Annotated in this window: 12 protein-coding genes and 2 pseudogenes; 4 read left to right on the top strand and 10 right to left on the bottom strand. The window is 35.9% G+C overall.

From position 1 onward, the window contains the following. Positions 1-189: 189 nt before the first annotated feature. From ACP6PL_RS19220 to ACP6PL_RS19210, 3 genes and pseudogenes are all read right to left on the bottom strand, one after another. Positions 190-747 (bottom strand): peroxiredoxin, encoded by a 558-nt coding sequence (locus ACP6PL_RS19220; protein ID WP_426546883.1) that lies wholly within the window; start codon positions 745-747, stop codon positions 190-192. Between the two features lie 141 nt (positions 748-888). Beyond that, positions 889-1632 (bottom strand): annotated as a pseudogene (locus ACP6PL_RS19215) (adenylate/guanylate cyclase domain-containing protein); the annotation flags it as partial. Between the two features lie 126 nt (positions 1633-1758). Continuing rightward, positions 1759-2295 (bottom strand): annotated as a pseudogene (locus tag ACP6PL_RS19210) (Tll0287-like domain-containing protein); the annotation flags it as partial. Positions 2296-3309: 1014 nt separating this feature from the next. Between ACP6PL_RS19210 and ACP6PL_RS19205 the strand changes: the two are divergent. Next, a complete protein-coding gene (locus tag ACP6PL_RS19205) occupies positions 3310-4998 on the top strand; it encodes an ABC transporter ATP-binding protein/permease (protein WP_426546882.1) in 1689 nt (562 codons plus the stop codon). Positions 4999-5060: 62 nt separating this feature from the next. Here ACP6PL_RS19205 and ACP6PL_RS19200 read toward each other — a convergent pair whose 3' ends face one another. Next, on the bottom strand, positions 5061-5672 hold the full coding sequence (locus ACP6PL_RS19200) for a lipase family alpha/beta hydrolase (RefSeq protein ID WP_426546881.1): 612 nt from the start codon (positions 5670-5672) through the stop codon (positions 5061-5063). Positions 5673-6149: 477 nt separating this feature from the next. Here ACP6PL_RS19200 and ACP6PL_RS19195 point away from each other — a divergent pair, with 477 nt between their 5' ends. Then, a complete protein-coding gene (locus ACP6PL_RS19195; protein ID WP_426546880.1) occupies positions 6150-6566 on the top strand; it encodes a hypothetical protein in 417 nt (138 codons plus the stop codon). A gap of 466 nt (positions 6567-7032) precedes the next feature. On the opposite strand, the gene pip is transcribed toward ACP6PL_RS19195, so the two are convergent. Beyond that, positions 7033-7971 (bottom strand): prolyl aminopeptidase, encoded by a 939-nt coding sequence (gene pip / locus ACP6PL_RS19190; protein ID WP_426546879.1) that lies wholly within the window; start codon positions 7969-7971, stop codon positions 7033-7035. A gap of 373 nt (positions 7972-8344) precedes the next feature. On the opposite strand from pip, the gene ACP6PL_RS19185 reads away from it, so the two are divergent. Beyond that, positions 8345-11047 (top strand): HEAT repeat domain-containing protein, encoded by a 2703-nt coding sequence (locus ACP6PL_RS19185; RefSeq protein WP_426546878.1) that lies wholly within the window; start codon positions 8345-8347, stop codon positions 11045-11047. A gap of 340 nt (positions 11048-11387) precedes the next feature. On the opposite strand, the gene ACP6PL_RS19180 is transcribed toward ACP6PL_RS19185, so the two are convergent. The 5 genes from ACP6PL_RS19180 to ACP6PL_RS19160 all read right to left on the bottom strand — a co-directional run bounded on the left by ACP6PL_RS19180 (position 11388) and on the right by ACP6PL_RS19160 (position 18505). Continuing rightward, on the bottom strand, positions 11388-13805 hold the full coding sequence (locus tag ACP6PL_RS19180) for an AMIN domain-containing protein (protein ID WP_426546877.1): 2418 nt from the start codon (positions 13803-13805) through the stop codon (positions 11388-11390). 677 nt (positions 13806-14482) lie between these two features. Next, entirely contained in the window at positions 14483-15274 is a 792-nt protein-coding gene (locus ACP6PL_RS19175) for a pilus assembly protein PilO (protein WP_426546876.1), read from the bottom strand. 2 nt (positions 15275-15276) lie between these two features. Beyond that, a complete protein-coding gene (locus ACP6PL_RS19170) occupies positions 15277-16080 on the bottom strand; it encodes a PilN domain-containing protein (protein ID WP_426546875.1) in 804 nt (267 codons plus the stop codon). Between the two features lie 6 nt (positions 16081-16086). Then, positions 16087-17184 (bottom strand): type IV pilus assembly protein PilM, encoded by a 1098-nt coding sequence (pilM, locus tag ACP6PL_RS19165; protein WP_426546874.1) that lies wholly within the window; start codon positions 17182-17184, stop codon positions 16087-16089. An 85-nt stretch (positions 17185-17269) separates the two neighbouring features. After that, a complete protein-coding gene (locus tag ACP6PL_RS19160; RefSeq protein WP_426546873.1) occupies positions 17270-18505 on the bottom strand; it encodes an RNA-guided endonuclease InsQ/TnpB family protein in 1236 nt (411 codons plus the stop codon). A gap of 186 nt (positions 18506-18691) precedes the next feature. On the opposite strand from ACP6PL_RS19160, the gene ACP6PL_RS19155 reads away from it, so the two are divergent. Continuing rightward, on the top strand, positions 18692-19969 hold the full coding sequence (locus ACP6PL_RS19155) for an ABC transporter substrate-binding protein (protein ID WP_426546872.1): 1278 nt from the start codon (positions 18692-18694) through the stop codon (positions 19967-19969). Positions 19970-21041: the final 1072 nt, after the last annotated feature.

The following is a 21041-nucleotide window of genomic DNA, read 5'->3' as shown; positions in this document are numbered from 1 at the left end:
ATATTTCCCAATCTTCAATCCTCTCGGTTTTAACCAGAGGTAATTATCAATTATCAATTATCAATTATCAATTATCAATTATCAATTATCAATTATCCATTATCCATTATCCATTATCCATTATCCATTATCAATTATCCATTAATGAAGAATCATCCCATCACCCTATCCCCCATCACCCCTCCCCTATCAGGTGTTATTTCGCAGCCAATCAAGAACTTCGTCAGCATTTCTATTAGGTGGAAAAACTGGATAGAAAACTTTGACAATTTTGCCAACTTCTGCAATGATCGTAACTCGTTTTATCAGTTGCATTCTTTCTACTTCAAACATTGGCAATTTTAACGCTTTAGCAAAGCTTAAATCGCGATCGCTCAAAAGTTCAAATGGTAGATGAAGTCGCTCTGCCACTTCCATCTGATATTCAGTTGTTTGTGTGCTAACACCAAATACTTGTGCTTCCAACTCACTGAGTTCTTGATAATGATCTCTAAAGGCACATGACTGTGGAGTGCATCCTCTGGCTCCAGGAATTTGGTCCCATCCATTAGGTAGCTGAATACCAGGCTTACCTGTCATTGGATAGCAATAAATAACAACACGACCTGAAATTGCTGACAAATCTACATATCTACCAGAAGTTGAATATAAATTGATTGATGGCAAAGATTCTCCTAGTAGGCGATTGCAAGCACCATCATTTACGGGAACAGGCAGGTCTTTCGGTAATTTTTTCAGATCTTCCATATACCTCTTTTTTTTAATTAATCATACTAATTCTACAATCTTAAAAATCATATCATAAGCTCTAAATTAAGTATGGTGCTCAAAAAGTCTTTTTGTCAGGGTAGGAGTTAGGAGCAAGTACCGGAAATAAGTTTTTCTGAACTAAAAAAGCTCTATTTTTTTGTCAATTCTCTTTCCACTCTCTTTTTTTGTACTTGTTTTTCTACCAACCAATAAATAAGTTTTCATTTCTCCTTTACCTTTAACTGATATAACCCCACGCTCCTGAAAAATATACTTATTTTCTAATAAATTATAAGTGCTAGTCGTAACTTGAATAGTACCAGGAATTCCATGAGATTCCATGCGACTAGCAGTATTTACTGCATCACCCCACAGATCGTAAATGAACTTTTTCGTGCCAATAACTCCAGCAATAACAGGTCCAGAATTAATGCCAATGCGGATGCTTAGTTCACAATTATGCTCTAGATTAAATTCAGCGATCGCTTGCTGCATATCAAGTGCCATTTCTGCCACCGCATCAACATGATCTGTTCGTGGAATAGGTAAACCACTAGCAACCATGTAAGCATCTCCAATAGTTTTAATTTTTTCTAGTCCGTGGCGATCGCTCAACCCATCGAATTCTGAAAATATTTTATTGAGTAATATGACTAACTCTTCTGGGGGAATTTTTTCTGAGAGTAAAGTAAAACCCACAATATCAGCAAACAGAATTGTCACTTCTGCAAACCCCTCAGCAATTTGATGATGTCCTTGCTTTAATCTTTCTGCTATTTGTTCTGGTAAAATATTCAGTAGTAGAGATTCTGACTTTTCCTTTTCCTCTGCCAGTTCAGCAGTACGTTCAATTACACGTCGCTCTAATTCTGTTGAAGTCCGTCGGAATTTGGAAATGACCAAAGTTAGTCCAGCAACTCCCAGGATAGATAATCCTACTAATGTAAAAAATGTATCTCGCAATCCAGCATTAGTCATCTTAATAGCACTATCTAGAGGTTGAGTAATTTCCAAAACACCCCGTACATCCCCAACTTTCCAATCTTTTTTTGGACTATCTGGGTGACTATTATGACAACCAATGCAACTAGGTTTCATAATGTCTGCTTCCGTGTATCGGAAGGAGGGACGACCCTGAAATTCAACAAACTGATAGAATGGTATATCTGGGTTTTTTTCCAAATGGCGGATAGCTTTGAGTTCAAAATCATCTCTAGGGCCACCTTCTGCTTGACGGGAAGGAAAAGGATAGTTACTGTAAAGACGGACTGACATTCCTGGATTTTTTAACTGGATACGCTCACCTAGTTCAATCAAAAATGTTGCTGGTATCGGAATTGCTCCTTCTTTCATTTTGTAGTCGTGAGTCATACTAATACCTTCAACTGCTAGAGCATTAGGGACTATTCCTGCACTGTATAGTGTACGAGCTTCTTTAATACTCTCAGCGTAGTGCCTGGCATTTTGAAGTACCTGCGATCTAATCAGGTTAGATGAGAGACGATAGGTATTCCATAGGCCAGCTATAATACCTATGCAGAACATTAAGCTTAATACTAATGCTGTACGTTTGTAGAGTTGGTGGATGAATAAGGTTGTTACCCTATAAATGAGTTTATGCATAAATGCCCCAGACTAAAAATAATTTTTTGCTTCATCTTTACCAACATTATTGAAGTATTAAATATTATATCAAATCCGCTACTATCGGTATAGTTATACCGTTTCACGGAAGTCAGAAGTCAGAAGTTAGATTTGATAGACTAACAATGTTGACAATAGAACAGTTTTAGGCAATTATTTGACATTTAAAGTTTGAAACTACTTGTGACATTCTTAAAGTGAATTGGTATTAGTTAGAAGTTAGTAGTCAGGAGATAAGAGAAGTAGGAAAGATTTGGTAATTATGTCGCTCGGACAATTTTTTTATACCGAATTCAACGGATTTGATATTATTTGATTATAGCTTTTTTTAGATTGGTGCTGCCATGCCCAATATTATTCTAATAGTGCAACTTGTTGAATATTAATAAATAACGGCTATAGACAATACCAATTTGATAGATGTTTGCCATAAATATTTGTACTGTTTCTAGTAGTCAGTAGTCAACTATAAATAGCTCTTACTATTATTTTTTTGTTTCTGTACCGTTTTATCATACCAATACTGCCAGATTTGATGTCATAGTGCTTTTTGTAGATAAAAATAGTGATCGCATCACTTAGAAACTGAGTCTGAAGTTGTTATATCATATCTGGTTGAATAGTTTAATTACATCTCGTAGTATTGCTTGAGCAATATCTATCTTAGGGCTAGACAAATACTACAAACAAAAACTTTTTTATAACTTATTATCCAGTCATCATATTACACAAATATCCTTAACTAAATTTACAGTTAATCAAATGGAATATTTTTTATATTTCCTCTTTTTAAAATCAGAAACTTGTATATCTCACCAATTTCATTAAGGATTTATCGATTGACAATCAATTAATATTCTGCTACATTATTTATGACAAATAAACGCATAAATTATATTAGTAAAAGTTAAAAATATGCCGAATAAAAAAAGATTTAACTTAGATTTATTAAACAATTTTTGGTCAATTGCTAAACTTTATTGGTTTTCAGAACAGAAATGGCGAGCTAGGAGTTTATTGTTACTGGTAATTGTTTTACTAGGAACATTTACTATATTTAATTTATTACTCACGACTCAACAAGCAGAGTTTATTTCTGCACTATCTGCTAAAGATTCTGATAGATTCTGGCGCTCAATTATACAATTTTTAGGTACAGTTATAGTTGCTGTACCTTTTGTCTCTTCCTACTCTTTTGTCCGACAAAAACTTAGTATATTTTGGCGTAGGTGGATGACTAATAGTTTTATGAAAAATTATTTGGGCGATCGCTCTTTCTATAAAATTAGTTACAACCAAGAAATTGATAATCCAGACCAACGTATTGCTCAGGATATTAAAAGTTTTACAGACCAATCTCTCAGTTTTCTTATAACTATCCTGAATGCTATATTTCAGTTATTTGGTTTTAGTGCTTTGTTATGGTCAATTTCTAAACCATTAGTATTTTTTGTAGTTATTTATGCTGTTGCTGGTACAGTAATTACGACAGGAGTATTTGGTAAAGTTTTGATCGGGATTAATTTTGAACAACTCAAGCGAGAAGCTAACTTTCGTTTTGGTTTAATTAGAGTTCGAGAAAATGCTGAATCTATAGCTTTTTATGGAGGAGAAAAACAGGAGCTAGAACAGGCAAATAACCTATTTACTGATGTTTTTGATAATTTTAATCGGTTAATTAAATGGCAACTATATTTGGATATTTTCAGAAATAGTTATGATTTTATTACCTGGGCATTACCATCTATAATTATTGGTCCGCGTGTGCTTTCTGGTGAATTAGAAGTAGGAACAATTACTCAAGCAGGAGCTGCTTTTAGTATTATCTTAAGCTCCTTAACAGTTATTGTTAGTCAATTAGATAGATTAACAGAATTTGCCGCTGGAATTAATCGTTTATCCACTTTTTCTGCTGCTATTGAATCACCTCCTGAAGTTCCTGAAGGTGAATCAACAATTGATACAGTAGCAATTTCTCGTCTGGCTTTAGAACATTTGACATTAAAAACTCCCAATTATCAAAGAACTTTAGTCAGAGATATTTCCTTGGAAATACCATCAGGAAATGGATTATTAATTATGGGAGCTAGTGGCAGTGGCAAGAGTTCAATTTTAAGAGCGATTGCTGGTTTATGGAACTCTGGCACAGGAGCTATTTATCGACCTAAATTGGATGAAATATTATTCTTACCCCAGAAACCTTATATGGTTTTAGGATCTCTGCGTCAACAGCTTTTATATCCCCAGACTAATTTAAATATTTCTGATGTAGAAATACAGCAAGTATTAGAAAGAGTAAATCTTTCCGAATTAGCAGAAAGATTTGGTGGTTTAGATGCAGTAGAAAATTGGAGTCAAGTTTTGTCAGTGGGAGAACAACAAAGGGTTGCTTTTGCGAGATTATTATTAACTAATTCCAACTATGTAATTCTCGATGAAGCTACCAGTGCTTTAGATGTACCAAGTGAGGAACTTTTATATCAACAATTGCAAGGAACATCCATAACATTTATTAGTGTTGGGCATCGTCAAACTTTAAAAAATTATCACCAACAATTACTAGAAATTACTGACAACAAATCCTGGCAACTTAAAACTCTTTAATAAGTGTTCAGCGTTCAGTATTTAAAAGGGGATTTAAACCCCTTTTAAAAATCAGCAAATTTTTAGCTAAAATTACCAGTTTGAAGAAAAGTATGTATGAATAAACTAACTTTTGCGGATAATAATAACGATGAGTGAGAAACTTGTAAAACAATATGCTCTTTAATTTCAGGTAAATAAGTTTCTTTTACTGAAATTAAACTGTCATTAGGACGAGATACTCCTAACAAAAAACCTGTACCAATATCCAAACTACCAGCTATTACTCCTACATCTCTATCTAAAGGAGGTAATAATCTTTGAGATAATCCACTTATCACACTTTTTCCCAATAAAAATTTACCCAATTTTCTCTGACTTAATCTTCTAGCAATTTCACTACCCCTCCAAGGAGTTCCTAATAAAACTATTCTACCAGAAGATTTTTGAGGATAATCTTGAAAGAACTGACTAATTAATAAACCTCCTAAACTGTGACCTACAAAGTGGATTGTGTCTTCAGATTTTGAGAGTAAGAAGTTTTGCAATATAGCAGCATTTTCAGCAAGATTTTTGTATCGAGTTGAATAATAAAACTGTTGACAGTTATACCCCAATTTTCTTAAACGGTACTTTAACAGAAACATTTCTGTTCCCCATAAACCAACACCATGAACCAAAATTATAGTTTCCATTTTTATTGATCGTCACTTATAAAATACAACTTACTTACTGATTTTAAACTATTAATAATATGAAATATTAAAAAGAATGCTACGAATAATTTATCTGCTGAAAATACTTGACAGAGAAATGTCGATTTGACGAAAAACATAGTTTGACTCTAACTAAATAATATATAGGATATTTCTACTTACTTATGAATTATGGAAACAGCCTATGTATTTGTGCGGAGCATTCGAGAACCGAAATGCTAAAAGCTAATAGCTCCTTAAACCCTTGATTTTTAGCACTCCAGCTAAAAGCTGATAGATAGTTAAAGTGACAGTTTCTAATTTGTCTATCGATATTTGAACAAATATATCTATTAATTGCAAGTTTGTGTGTACCAAATTTAATTCTGGTATTTTTATTAACGATAAATACGGATATAAGATTGTTTAGTTTGAAGACTTAGTTAGGAAATAAAACACGCAAAGGAAGACAAAAATATGAACATCAAAGCTATTGCTCTCGCATCTGTGATTGGTTTATCTGTTCCTGCGATCGCAGATATTACCTTGAATTCTCATAGTGCTTCTGCAATGCCTATTGATTTTGTCCGTCCAACAGGAGCTTTTATGGATAATAGCCAAAATTGGGTTGTTTGGCTGAAATTAGATGAGTTCGGAAACTATACCTATGAAGCTCTATCCAGAAAAACTAGGGCTTCTCTAACTTTGAAAAATGCCTCAATTACAGGGAATAACGAACGCTATACTTATACCTTTAGAAACGGAAGTCACAAATATATTATTGCCCACCGTCCTAAAGATCCATCAATTATCCGCCTGACTGTTGTCAACCCAAAAGGATATGTAATCTTGAACCGCTTGATGGAAAGAGTTGGTAATGATTGGGATGTCTAATACTATTTCTCAAAAAGAATGCTATATTTGATTGGGTGGGGAAGTGTGGGAAGTCTGGGGAGAGGTTAAAAGTAGGAATAATCTATACTAACCGACTAATAATTGTCAAAAACAGACTTTGAATCTTGGTAACTATCTGACTATTAGAGTTGTCGCTAAATAGATGGAAAAAATCGCTCAAATTCAGACACAGCAGCAATTCCAGGTTTTTTTGATTGAGAATAGCTAAAATCCTTACATGACAATGGTTTGCCAGTTTTTTTTACTTATAAAGCGACAAGTCTATTAAAGTATAGCATTAATGCATGGTAATTTTTATAATATCAAATCTGCTTGCTTCGGAGTCTTATAAGAAACCGGGTTTGTCAGAGACATATATCAGTCAGCGATCGGCATTTCATACAAACCCGGTTTCTGTGGTTTCTGTGCTTGACTACAAAATGCTGATAGCTGATAGCTGAATGCTTCAAAATTTATCTGTTGCCCTAATCAAAGCATCTTTAATTCCCCGTTCAGTCACCGAATGTCCGGCATCCGGCACTACAATAAACTCAGCTTCTGGCCATGCTTGATGTAATTCCCAAGCTGACACCATTGGACAAACAACATCATATCTTCCCTGGACAATTACTCCGGGAATATGCCGGATTTTATTGACATTTTTTAATAACTGTTCTTCATCTTCAAAGAAGCATTTATTAATGAAATAATGACATTCTATTCTGGCAAAAGCTACAGCAAAATGACTCTGACCAAAACTTTGCATTAAATTAGGATCTTGAATTAATTTACTTGTACTTGCCTCCCAAATTGACCAAGCACGGGCAGCCTCTAATCGCACTTTTTCATCTGTACTGGTTAATCTTTGATAATAAGCTTTAACTAAATCATGCCTTTCTGCTACTGGAATAGGTTTTAAATATTCCTCCCAAGCATCAGGAAAAATTTTACTTGCACCCTCTTGATAAAACCAAGAAATTTCTTTTGGGCGCACCAGAAAAACGCCTCGTAAAATCAAACCAGTGCAACTTTCTGGATAGGTTTGACTATAAGCTAATGCTAGGGTACATCCCCAACTTCCTCCAAACACAACCCAGTTTTCAATACTTAGATGAAGCCGCAATTTTTCAATATCATTAACTAAATCCCAAGTAGTATTTTGATTAAGTTCAGCATGAGGTTTACTACGACCACAACCCCGTTGATCAAAGAGAATAATTCGCCATTTTTTGGGGTCAAAATATTGGCGATAAATAGGAGTAATTCCACCGCCTGGTCCACCATGTAAAAAGACTACTGGTTTACCTTGAGGGTTGCCACATTCTTCATAATAAAGAGTGTGAAGATCGGAAACTTTGAGATTGCCTGTTTTGTATGGTTGAATAGGTGGATAGAGTTCTCGCATGATTATATTTAATAAGTTTTCTGAAAATAAATTATACTTTATATAATGTTAAGATAATTATTCATAATAAAGTATTTGTATATAGTTTTGGTTTAGCGAACGCGTCCTATAACTGCCTAATTTATTGAGTTATGAGATAGGAAAATCCTTATATTTACTCTACAGATATGGAGAAAATATTTCAAGTAACACTTACTGGTAGAAGTTTCAAATGGTATAATGTCTACTCTAAGTACAATTTATTAAATTCATCAGTATTTAACTTAATCAATAGGTAATTTAATCTATAATAAATTATCTGTACAACTGTACTATTAACTTATACCATTTACCTTTAAAAAAGTAGAAAAATTATTATTTCCTAGAGGCTACTATGATAATGCTTACAAATGATCCAAACGCCTTATTATCTCTCAAACACCAAGCAGTGTTTGATGAGGACCCAGACTTACAACGAGTGGCAGTGGAACAGCTAGTCATCCAATGGAAAAACCACCCGGATACTGTACCTATTCTTAAACAACTAGCTATATCTGGTCAATGTCCAGATGTACGGAGAGTAGCAACAGAAAATCTTGTTCAAGGTTGGCCAAATGACCCCAATATCCTACCTTTCCTCAAACAATTAGTAGTATCCAACAATGAGTATTGGTGGTTGCAAGAAGCCATACTCACTCAATTAACCACAGGTTGGTATGACGATCCGAATACGATTGCTTTTCTCAAACAACTAATTTTAGCAGATCAATATCGGTCTTCAAATGTGCGCTATGTAGCCCTCAAACAATTAGCGCGAAACTGGCAAAATGAACCAGAAACATTACCTTTTTTGAAACAACGAGCCATATCTGATATTGATGAAACTTTGCGAGAGACAGCAGTGGAACTCTTAGCTGAGGGTTGGCAAGAAGACCCCTTTACCCTTGCCTGGCTCAAACAACGAGCGGAATCAGATCGACATTGGGGAGTGCGTCTTGCAATAGTAGAAAAATTGAAGCAAGATGGAAGATATGATGCCGATAATATCGCTTGGCTGAAACAAATGGCGATGTCCGATCCAAGTCCCCATGTGGCTTCAGAGGCAGTATCGAAGTTAGCCCAACTAGCCAAAGACGATCCTGATACTGTAACTACTATTAAACAGTTGGCTGTTTCTGCTCAAGTTTCAGAAGAAGTAAGACGAGCAGCTATGAGTCAGCTAGCTGAAAATTGGCAATATGACTTGGAAAGCTTATCAACTTTCAAGCAACTGGCAGTGTTTGATAAATCTGCTCATGTCCGACTGGCAGCAGTGAAACGCTTAGTACAAGATTGGAGAGAAGATTGTGATACAGTGGCTATTATGAAGCGGTTGGCTGTATCAGATACAGCTTTGGAGGTGCGAAAAGCAGCGTTGGGGTATTTGATAGAAAACTGGCAACATAACTCAGATACTGTAGCTATTCTGAAACAAGTAGTTCAGTATGATGAATCTTGGCAGATGCGAGAGTTGGCGGTGGTACAGTTGGGAGCATTTTGGCAACATGACCCCGATGTGTTAACTTTTCTCAAACAACAGGCTGAATCTCCTGAATGTTGGGTAGTGGGAGAGATAGCAGTAGCACAATTAACTGTTGGCTGGAAAGATGAACCTAGTGTTTTACCTCTGCTGAAAAAATTGGCTATGTCTAATTCCGATGTGCGAGTGGCAGCAATACGAGAATTGTCTATAGCTTGGAAAGATGACCCCGATACTGTAGCTATCCTCAAAAAAGTTGTTGCCTCTGACGAATCTTGGCACGCCAGGAAAATAGCAGTTGAAAAACTAGCGACTGGCTGGTATGATGACCCTGATACCTTTGCGATCATCAAAAAAGCTGCTTTGTCTGACGAACAGCACAATGTAAAAATTGCAGCAATGGAGATGTTAGTCAATGGTTGGCAAGATGACCCGGAGGCGATCGCTACTATTAAACAAGTGGCTATGTGTGATAGTTTTTCAGAAGTACGCATGGCAGCAATGGAACTGTTAGCCAAGACTTACAAAAATAATCCTGATACTCTGACTACTCTCCAACAAATGGCTGCTACAGACCAATGTTCAGATGTACGAGTCGCAGCAATTAGCAAGTTAGCTAATGATGGCAAAGATGACCCTAATATTTTAGCTTGGCTTAAACAACAAGCTGTTGACGATCCATGCTCTTATGTACAACGAGCTACAATGGAACAGTTAGCTACAGATTGGAAAAATGACCCTGATACTTTAGATATTATTAAAGAACTTGTGATGTCTGGCAAGTGTTCTGAACTACAACAATCAGCGGTAGTACAGTTAGCTACAGATTGGCATGATGACCCTGATACTATATCTACTATCAAAAAACTGGCTGTATCTGCTCATTGTCCAGATTTACAACAGTTGGCAATGCAACAATTAGCTCTGGGGTGGAAAGATGACCCTGATACTTTTACTATTATCAAACAAAGGATTGAGTCTGGAGAGGAACTGGAAGTACGACAAGCAGCAATGCAGCAGTTAGCTATTGGATGGAAAGATGATCCTAAGACATTGGCATTATTTAAACAGTTAGCTATTTCTGATGGAGATATGTCCGTGCGACAAACAGCAGTAGTAGAGTTGGGTATTTGTTGGCAAAATGACCCTCAGACAATAGAAATTCTTAAACAAGTGGCTATCAATGATGATAGTTTTTATGTACGACAAACTGCTCTAGAATTATTAGCTCTGCTAGGAAAAAATGCTCCTCATACTTTTGTCATTCTGAAACAATTAGCTCAGTTCGATCAGAATGCTTATGTGCGACGTTCAGCAATACAGCAGTTAGCTCTAGGTTGGTATGATGAGCCAGGAATGTTTGAATTTTTTTCTGATCGCGCTTGTTCAGACCCTTTTGTCCGTCAGGAAGATTGGCAGGATAACCCGCGCCAAACTGCCTTAGAGGCAATTATCGAAAAATATAGAGAAAATGATTTGATTCTCCAGATATTGCGCGATCGATCCGAAAATGATTTAGATGAGCAGGTAAAAGTGTTTGCTATCAATCGTTCTCTGAATTACCAACGCTACAATTAAGACATCTCCCCCTTCCTTACTAGAGCAGGGAAGAGGGTTTGGCAGTTAGGTTTTTTAATAATCAAATTCATTTAATTAGGTATAAAGAAATTGTCTACTATACCTAATTGCCAAATCTTTCGCGCTTCTCTTCCGTTTATTTCGGTGCAGTTCAGTTTTGAATCTCAGTAGCATAAACAAAGATAATTGGAGATTATTACAGATGACACCAGATTATAGCCAACAGTTACTAAGCCTCCTAATATCAAACCCAGATGATTGATTAGTTATTGTGACTGGAATGGAGTGGAAGGAAGCAATCTCAAGCCACCCCTGATATCAAATCCCGTTACATTTAACTTTAGCGCGGTCTTGGCTGACCCCTTTCCATCATTTGCAAAGCATCTGGACTTGGATTATATCGGTAGCCCCAAGAGGAGCGATCGCCATCATCAAGTATTTGAGGTGTCAGCAGTACAATTGTCTCTGCTCGATCGTTTTCATTTTGACTACTGCGGAAGAGAGTACCAATAATAGGTAAATCTCCTAAAAGAGGTACTTTATTTACTGTTGTTCTTTCTTGCTCTTGAATAATGCCAGAAATAATTAGAGTTTGTCCATCCCGGAGACGGATTCTTCCAGATTCTACCCTACGCCTGGCAATTTCTGTAGCAAATTCATTGGAGTTGTTACTATCTGTTTCAATTCTTCGAGCAATAAAACTTACTTCTGGGTTAACTGTTACAGTTACAAAACCATTGTCGTCTATTCTTTCTACTTGTATAGCTAGAGTTAAACCTACATCTTCAAACTCAGGAGTTCTAGTTTCTCGACTCACACCTCCATCGTCTGTAAAATCACTTTCAATTCTTTTAACAATATTTTCAACTAACCTGACACTAGCTATTTCCCCTTCTTGAACAACTAAAGTTGGATCCGTGAGAATTTTAGCATTACCACTTGTAACAGTAGCCCGGAGTTGTGACAAAAATCTTCTGGGATATAAAATTTGGGGGAACAAACCAAATTCTGCTTCTCCTAGTGTTGTACCTTCTAGATCCAATGTTCCATCTTCATTAAATTGTAGCTCTGTAGGTTCATAATCTGTAATACCAATTCTTGTCGGTTCACCTGTGGTAGGAGCTATTGGTCTGAGGAAAGTACCTCGACCTTCATTGACATTGGGGATACCTGTAAATGGAACATCAAATCTACGTTGGCTATCAAAGAAAGGGTCTCCTTGAATAGGGTTAGGAGCAACAGGGCGAGCCAGAGGGAAACTAGTATTCTGCTGGGCTTGAGTAGCAGGTTGGAGACTACCAAAATTTAGAGATGCTGCCCCATTATCGTTAATAAAGAATGTGTCATTAATTCCAAAAGAAAAACTACTATTAAACCGTTCATCTGCTGATAAATTTAGATCTATAACTTTAACGTTGACAGCTACTTGTCGTTGTCGTAAATCTAACTGAATTAATTGGGCTGCTGCTATTTCTACCTTTTGTGGTGAACCAACTAAGGTAATACTATTGAGTCGGTTATCAACTGCTATTTGCAAACCATCCAATATTGGAGGAGCATCTTGGGGGTCGTAGCGCAGAGGTTGAACAACTGTTCTTGTAATTGTTTCAGTATTTGTAATTGCCTGATTAGTTCCAGGAATATTAACTGTATTAACCTGAGTGACAGGTTGGCTTGTTACCAATGCACTTTCTGCTCCTAGACTAACTAAGAAACCTGCTGCCTCTTGGGCACCAACTTGGTTTAAACGGAAGGAACGAACCACAACATTTCTGGCTTGTGCTGGTAACTCTTGCCCCACAAATATTGTGTTACCTACTCGGTTGGCTTGTAACCCACTTAGACGTAAAACGTAGTTAAAAACATCTTGAACTGGCTCATTTTCAATATCTAGAGAAATAGTAGGGCCTGTTTCGCCTGCTGGGTCTCCTCCTGAACTAAAGGCAACATTTAATCCTGCTGCCCTAGCTAGCAAGGCCAAAACATCTCTAACTGGAGCATCTCGCAATACTAAACGGGGTATTCTTTCTTGAGTACTTAAATCTATAACTTCTACTGAAGGATTGATATTAGATATTGCTATATCACCTACTGGTGGTGCTACTGCTCGTGGTAAAAAGGGTGGTACTTCACTAGGAGATGGTTGTCCTGGTAGGGTAGGGAAACCATCTCCTGTTAGTCCTGAGTCTGGTAATAGTACCTCTGATTCTTGGGTTGTAGTTGTTTCTCTTGGGGGCGCTACAGTTCTTTCGGGTTCTACTCGTGGGGTTGCAGGTTCTGAAGGAGGAGGTGCTGCTTCTGAGGGAGGGGGAAAACTATTTGGTTGGGGGCGTGCTTGAGCTATTTCTCCTGAGCTAATAGCAGCACTAAGAATAATTCCTTGGCCTCCTCCTTGGATAATTCTACCTCTCGGAGGACTTTTTTGACCACGGATAACTACCCGTACGCTATTGGCGTCTACCTGCATTACCTCTACATATTCTATACCAGGGGCTGGACTATCTTTCCGAAATTTGTTGCCCTGGGGTAAGCTGAGTTGGGCATTGATTATGTCTGCGACAAAAGAGTTATCTCTGTTAACTGAGAATACTTCGGGGCGATCGCCATTACTGGTAACTAAGACGATATTCATGCCCCCGTCTGCTGAATTTAATTGGACTTGTGTAATTTGGGTTACTGCAAAGGCTGGGGTCTGGCCTATAATTATTGCCGCGACTCCAGTTAACAGTCCACTACTAAATTGTATTTGCTGTTTCACTTTCCTCACTCCACGCTGGGCTTTTTTATTGATTTAGATGTTTGTCTTGGGCTAGAGTATAGGGCTTTTTCCACAGTTTTGGAGCTACCATCTTTTAAGTTTTTCTTTTTTTTATAATTTTGGTAGTCCTGCATAGGAATACTGTTTGAGTTAACCGTGCTATTTACCTAAATCTTGATTCCTAGAAATATCTAAGAGTATTAGAATGGGTCTTGAAAAAATCATCGTGCCTTCTAATTTTTGCCATTACTCTGCGCCAAAACTTAAGTTTTTTATTATCTTTGCTGTATATTCAATTTTTTAGTAGGAATCAGGAGGTAAAGGAAGATAATTTTACGAAAAAAGTTGGAAAATACTCCCTATCTCCCTATCTCACAATCAATTTTCACCCTACTTTTAGGCATCTTTAGGGCTTACTGATGAAGCCTCAATGCCTTTATTTTTTAATTCTTTAGCCTTTTGGGAGTGAAAAAAGTGCAAACTTTTCAGTTGCTAGAGCTGGAAAAATTTGATATGCATGAGCAGACAAAATTATATCTCTCAACCCTCGCCACACTCCTCATAGTTCCCACAATCTGCTTTTTTTCAGCAAACCCTATTTTAAAGATAGGCTCTAAGAATGGGGATATTTTAGACCAAATTTTTTTGATAAAATAACATTTATTTGGCAAATTGTCTTATTTTTTTTCAGGCTCTTCTTTACTGGGACTTTCTTTGCCCAATGACTCTTGTTCACTTAAGGCCAATAGAGCGTGCATATCAAAGGATGTTCTTAGTCTACTTTCTGGTTTGCTAACTGGTACAAATTTATTTTGTTTCCATTCAACTTCTATAACTTGATTTCCTCGTTCAAGTTTAGTTTTTAAGTTTTTCACTACTAATAATGTTTGCATCCTCTCTATAGCAATCATAAATGCTCTTGTTTGAGGATAACTGCCTTCAAATTCTACTTTGAATTCTCGTCGCTTTAATTTGCCATTTACCAGTGGTCCTAATGAGCTATCGTTAACTATATAATTACCATTTTTTGGCTCCACGGGTTTAAATTTTGTCATTTTGGCTTGTTGATCTTCATCTGTAATTCCAGTATTAATTTGATCTATGAGTTTGTTCATATCGTACAGCAAAGTTTTCATTGTTTTTTCACTGGCAAATAAGCTGGTTACGTCTTCTCTTTGTTTTTCAGCTTTTTCCCTTTCTGCTTCTGCTTTTGGTCTTTCTTTTATTTGTTTTTGCTGCTCTTTAATTTTGACTTCTGCTGTTTTAATTTCTGTTCTTAATTCGGCACTTTTTTCGATAGCTGGTTTAAGTTGATTATATCCTAAGAATCCTGCTATTCCTAAGCCTACAACACCAATAGCTCCTCCAATAAATCTGGGATCTTTGAGGGAGACACCTAGAATTTTCGGACCCCCTCCTTCTTCTTCTTGTTCTTCTAATTCTGGATTCCATTCATTTGCTACTACCATTTTTAGAATACTCCTTTTTCTGTTAGTGTTTCTATTCTATCTACTAATCCAATTGCTCCTTTACTTTTTAACTGAGGCAGTAATTCTGAAGCACCTAAAGGACTGAGATTTGTTTCTATTTTATATTCAACTATTGGGGGTAATTCTGGTATTTCTGGTGCTAAGGTTGAGTTTGATTCTTGTAATTCTAATCTAGTTGGATTAGGTTTTTTCGCAGCACTAATAAGTTTAGTTTTTTCTCCTTGGAAAAAGGGAGAGCTTTGCAATAATAATAAAAAGTCATTAATTTGACCGTAAGAATCTGAAGTTCCAGCAAATGATAGAGTTGCTGTTGGTTTTGGGGGTGGTGGTGGCGGTTCTTTTTCACCTTTTTTGGGGGCAGGTTGAGGGGCTACTTTTGCTTCTTTTTGTTCTATGCTAGTTATTATTACCCCACTAGGTACTAAAGATCCAAACTCTCCTAATAATGCCGACCATGGTTTGATTTGGTCAAAAACTGTTGCTAAAGCTTTTGCTTCTGCTTTAAATGTCTTAGTTTTTTCTTTGATTGCTTCAAGGTCTTTAACTTGAGCGTTTAGTTTACTCAATTCTCCATTTAATTTGTCTAAGTCTGCCTGGAGTTTGGTGTTTACCTGATTTAGATATAACCACCCACCTGCAACTAGACCATTAACTGCTACTGCTGCTGCGGCCCCAATCAAAATTGGTCTAGGGTCTTCCAGTGATGGTCCACTACTCGCTGGTTTGGGAATATCTTTTTTATATTCTGGGCGATCGTTAAGAAAATTTATATCTAGGCCATACATATTAATTTAAACCTCTCTTAGTCCTAAACCTAATACAATTCCTAAGCCAGAACGTTGTTCTGGCGGAATTTCTTCTTCTGTTTCTAAGGCTAAAGTTTCGATTGGATCGACTTTAGACGCTGGTAAACTTAAACGTTGCATGAAAAAGTCATCTATTTGTCCTATTGCTGCCCCCGATCCTGTTAATAATAATTGTGCCACCTCCAAATCTTCAAATTGATTGAGATAAAAATCTATTGAGCGTCGCAGTTCATCTCCTAATTCTGCTAATACTTTTAGTAGGGCATTAGTTCCGGGATTTGGTTCGTTTGCTGTGACTCCCATTGTATCTAATACTGGAACGGTCATCCCTAATAACTCGCTAGTATCTCTGGTTGGAGGTAAGTTCATTGCTTCGTTTAAGGAGGATTGCATTTGATAAGTACCAATAGGAATTGTCCGGTTAAATTGGGGTATTCCGTCTACTACGATAGCAAGTTCGGTACTGTCAAATTCTAAGTCTGCAATTACTGTTGCTTCTTGAGGTCCATATTGTTGAAGTATATCTTTTACTGTACGGATGAGGGCGAAGTTACTTACTTCTAAAACATCTATTGCTAATCCTGCTTGTGTAAAAACATCTATGTAGGCATCTGTTACTTCTTTTCTAGTTGCAACTAGGGCTACTTGTACTTTTTCTAAGTCATCATTTGGATCTACTATAACTCCCAATTTTTGATAGTCTACATCTGCTTCTTCTCTAGGAAATGGTAAGTATAAACCTGCTTCTTGGTTCATATAATCCTGTAATTCTTCGTCGTTTAATTCTGCTGGTACAGGAATTACACGGGTAACTGCTTCTCTACCTGGAATTGCTGTTGCTACTCTGCGAGTTTTGATATTATTTTCTTCTATCATTGACTCTATTAGTTCCGACATTGTGGGAGCATCAATTATTTGACCTTCAAAAAACACATCTTCTGGTACTTCTGCTGTAGCAAAAGTTACTAATTTTAATTTATCTCCTTGTTGCCGGATTTCGGCAATATTAATTCTTTCTGGGCCGAGTTCTATTCCTATTCCTGGCTTCTTTTTTTTAAATAAGTTTTTTAAGTAATTAACCATTTTTCTGCTATACAATACCTATACAATTCGAGCATTCACTAGGTAAAACCTGGGTTTTGCCAGTCAAAGATGTTTGCTTCTTGCTTCAACCTGGGAGGCCGCCCTCGTCCAGTTCACAAGCGTAAATTCGGGCACAGCCTACCCTATTTTCTTGATTAACTTCCCCATACTGAGATAACACCATTGCCGCATTCAAGTCCCGGTCTATTCTCATTCCACAGTGAGGGCAATCAAAGGTTCGGTCTCTTAGCTTTAATTCTTGATGAATGTAACCACAACTATGACAAGTTTTGGATGATGGAAACCATCGGTCAGCTAGCACTACTGTCCCACGAGAGCTTACGATTTTGGTTGTCAATCGTTGTCTAAATTCATAAAATCCAAGCCTTGCTATAGATGCTGCTAATTTACCATTTTGCATCATCCCTTTAACGTTTAAATTCTCTAAGCAAATGTGCTTTACTTTACTCGCTAAATTTGTAGTAGTTTTCTCTATGAAATCCCTACGCATGTTCTTCACACGACTATGGTACTTCGCAAGTTTTTTGTAATATTTAATCCCATTTTTTGAAGGTGGTTTACTTTTACCTCCTAGTTGTTTATTCCTATTGCGCCATTGAAACTTAGCTATTTTTAATTGCTCTAGTTTAATAGAGTCTGGCAAACTTACAATTTCGGAGTTCCCCTTTTCTTGGTTTGCTATACTTGCAAATTGTTTGACCCCAACATCTATACCAAAAGTTTCGTCTTGCCGCCTATCTAATAGGGGATGAACTGGCAAAAAAGCCGCTTCAATACTAAAGCTAACAAACCATTTTTTCCCTGTTCTACTAATAGTAAAAGTCTGACTTGCTGTGGTGTAAGGAATTGATTCCCATAATCGAAAAGTTCCTAATGTTGGTATTTTAATTTTTTGACCAGAACTAATTGTCACCTTTCCATTACCATCATAAACAGTAAAAGATTGTCTGTCTTTTTTCCTTTTTAATTTAGGATATTTACTGATTCCTTCTTTATACCGTTTAAATGCTTCACCTAGATGTTGAAAAGCACTTTGGTAAATGCGAGATGAATAATTATTTATCCAAGCATATTCTGGTTGCTTTTTGACATAGTTAGTAAAGACTTTTTTAGCTTCTAAAATACGTAATGTGTAACTAAGGCTAACCTCCTGACCACGTTTGTTAACTTTGGTGATGCTGTGAGTTCCATTAACCATACTGAGGCCATAGTTGTAAACGAAACGAGCATAGCCAGCACATTGAGCCATTTTTGAACGCTCCTGGTTACTGAGTTTTAATTCAAATTTTTTGGCGTACAATCAAATCACCTCCAACCATATTGTCAACTATTTTTTTGGCTAAGTCAAAAAAATCTCCATAATATGTGTCATTTATTACCGGAAATTGCCAGAGATCTTGATACTAGCAATCAGCTCTCATTTAAGAAAGTAAAAAATCATCTCATTATTAGAGATTATCTAAGATGTTTTTCTAAATTTTATCAAATGTTTATTATAGTTCAATGGAAAAGGTTTCGGGTATTTGCTATTTTGGGGCTAATACTAACATTTTTAATTAGTTGTAGTTCTCCCTATCTTAATTTAAAGACTAAAGAAATTGAATTTTGGACAATACAGCTTCAACCTCAGTTTACTAATTATTTTAATCAGTTGATTGCTGATTTTGAGGCAGATAATCCTGGTTTATCGGTGCGATGGGTTGATGTGCCTTGGTCGGAGATGGAAAGCAAAATTGAGGGTGCTATTTTGACAGAAACTCTTCCAGATGTTGTTAATCTTAATTCAAGTTTTGCACATTTATTAACTCGACCTAATGCATGGTTAAATTTGGATACTATCTTATCAGATTCAGTTAGGAATGAATATTTACCTAATCTTTGGCAAGCTAGTCAGATTAATGGCAAAAGTTTTGGTATTCCATGGTATTGTACGACAAATATAACAATTTATAATTCACAGCTATTTAAACAGGCAGAAGTCGATCGACCTCCAACAAATTATACAGAGTTGGCTAAGGTAGCTAAACAAATTAAAGAAAAAACTGATAAATATGCTTTTTTTGTTTCTTTTTCACCACAAGGAGGAAATGAAGTATTAGAGTCTTTTGGTAAGATGGGAGCTGAATTAATAGATGTTGATGGAAAAGCTGCTTTTAATACTCCAGTCGGTGAAGCAGTATTTAAGTATTGGGTTGATTTATATAGGGAAGGTTTATTACCAGAAGAAGTATTGACACAAGGGATTCAAGCAGGTGAAGATTTGTATCAAGCTGGGGAAACTGCTATGGTATTTTCCGGACCAGAATTGATTGAAGCTATCTTTGAAAATGCACCAGAAATTGGAAAAGTATCATACCCAAAATCCCAAATTACTGGTAAGAGTGATAAGAAGAGTATAGTGTTAATGAATTTGGCTATTTCGAGCAATACTAAACTACCAGATCGAGCGCTGAAATTTATTTTATTTATCACTAACTATCAAAATCAAATAGCTTTTACCCAGGAGACTAATGTTTTACCTTCTACAACTAAGACGTTAGAAAATAGTTATTTTCAAAATATTCCTTCTAATGCTTCTAATCAAGATCGGGCGCGAGTGATTAGTGCTAGTCAAATTTTTGAAGCAGGAGTTTTACTGCCACCTGTTAAAAATTTGGATCAGTTGAAAGAAATTATTTATCAAAATTTACAGGCGAGTATGCTGGGAGAAAAAACTATTAAGCAGGCAATTGTTGATGCTGCATCTGAATGGAACAAGCTATAGTTTTTCAGGCTTAAAATTGAGTAGTCGTAAAGTAGTAATATCATGTCTAGTTGAACATTTATAAATAATTAAATAAATTGGCTTCAATAGTTTAGGTACTTTTAATCTAGTCTTTTCAGGACTGCTTTTATATTTTTGATAATTGATAGATTTAGGGTTACTTATTTCTTATTATAATTTTTTTTTCTTTCTTATTTTTTCTTAATTAGTCATATTTTTGATTAAAGAAAACAATTATAACTATTCAAAAAAACAACGCCAGATTGAATCAACTGTTGTGTCTTTTAATAAGCAAATGGAGGCTCATAATAATCATTTTCAAAGATCAACTCAATTTTTTTCTGTACTAATTGGTCTTCGAGTGCAGCTTTTAAACCATATTTCATCCTATTTTATACAATCTATTGTTGTCTTTTTAAAGCGATGAGAGAACCTAGTTAAATTGTTTGTTGAGTAATTTTTTAATCGACTTGACAATAAGATATTTTGCTTTATATGTCATAGTTGTGGCAAAATTTAAAGCGATTTATATTTCATCTCTAAAACAGCCCAAGTTATTTTAATTGGATTATATTTACTACAAAAATATTGAATGTCGTTAGAAAAATTTTCATATAAAAATAGGTGGTTTACTGGCAGATATAAGCCTGAATATAACGCAGTTTATCTAATATATTCTCCCAAATTACCGAAATATTGTGGTTTAAAGCCTCCCCTTGGATAGGGGATAATAAATAAAAATTTTCCTGTTCGTCAATCCTCTTCTTTTCAAGGAGAGGTAATTCTAAATTCTTAATTCTAAATTCTTAATTCTTGAATTGGGTGTTTATATCAGTTGCAAAATCAAATAAGCGATTATACAATTATAGATTTGAATGAGAATAACATTCTGATTTTTATTCATTAGTCTATCTAGATTGAAGTGAATCTTTAAAAATTTTCAATCTTCTTTATCTGCTTTTTATGAGATTTTTAATTCTTCTAACTTCACCTATTCTTATGCTAGTCAGTGATAGCTTATGAGATTTTTAATTCTTCTAACTTCACCTATTCTTATGCTAGTCAGTGATAG

It is taken from the genome of Dapis purpurea BLCC-M126 (assembly GCF_050015975.1).
Classification (GTDB): Bacteria; Cyanobacteriota; Cyanobacteriia; order Cyanobacteriales; family Microcoleaceae; genus Trichodesmium.
Note: the sequence above shows the minus strand (reverse complement) of the source record. Positions and strands in the feature narration are given on the sequence as shown.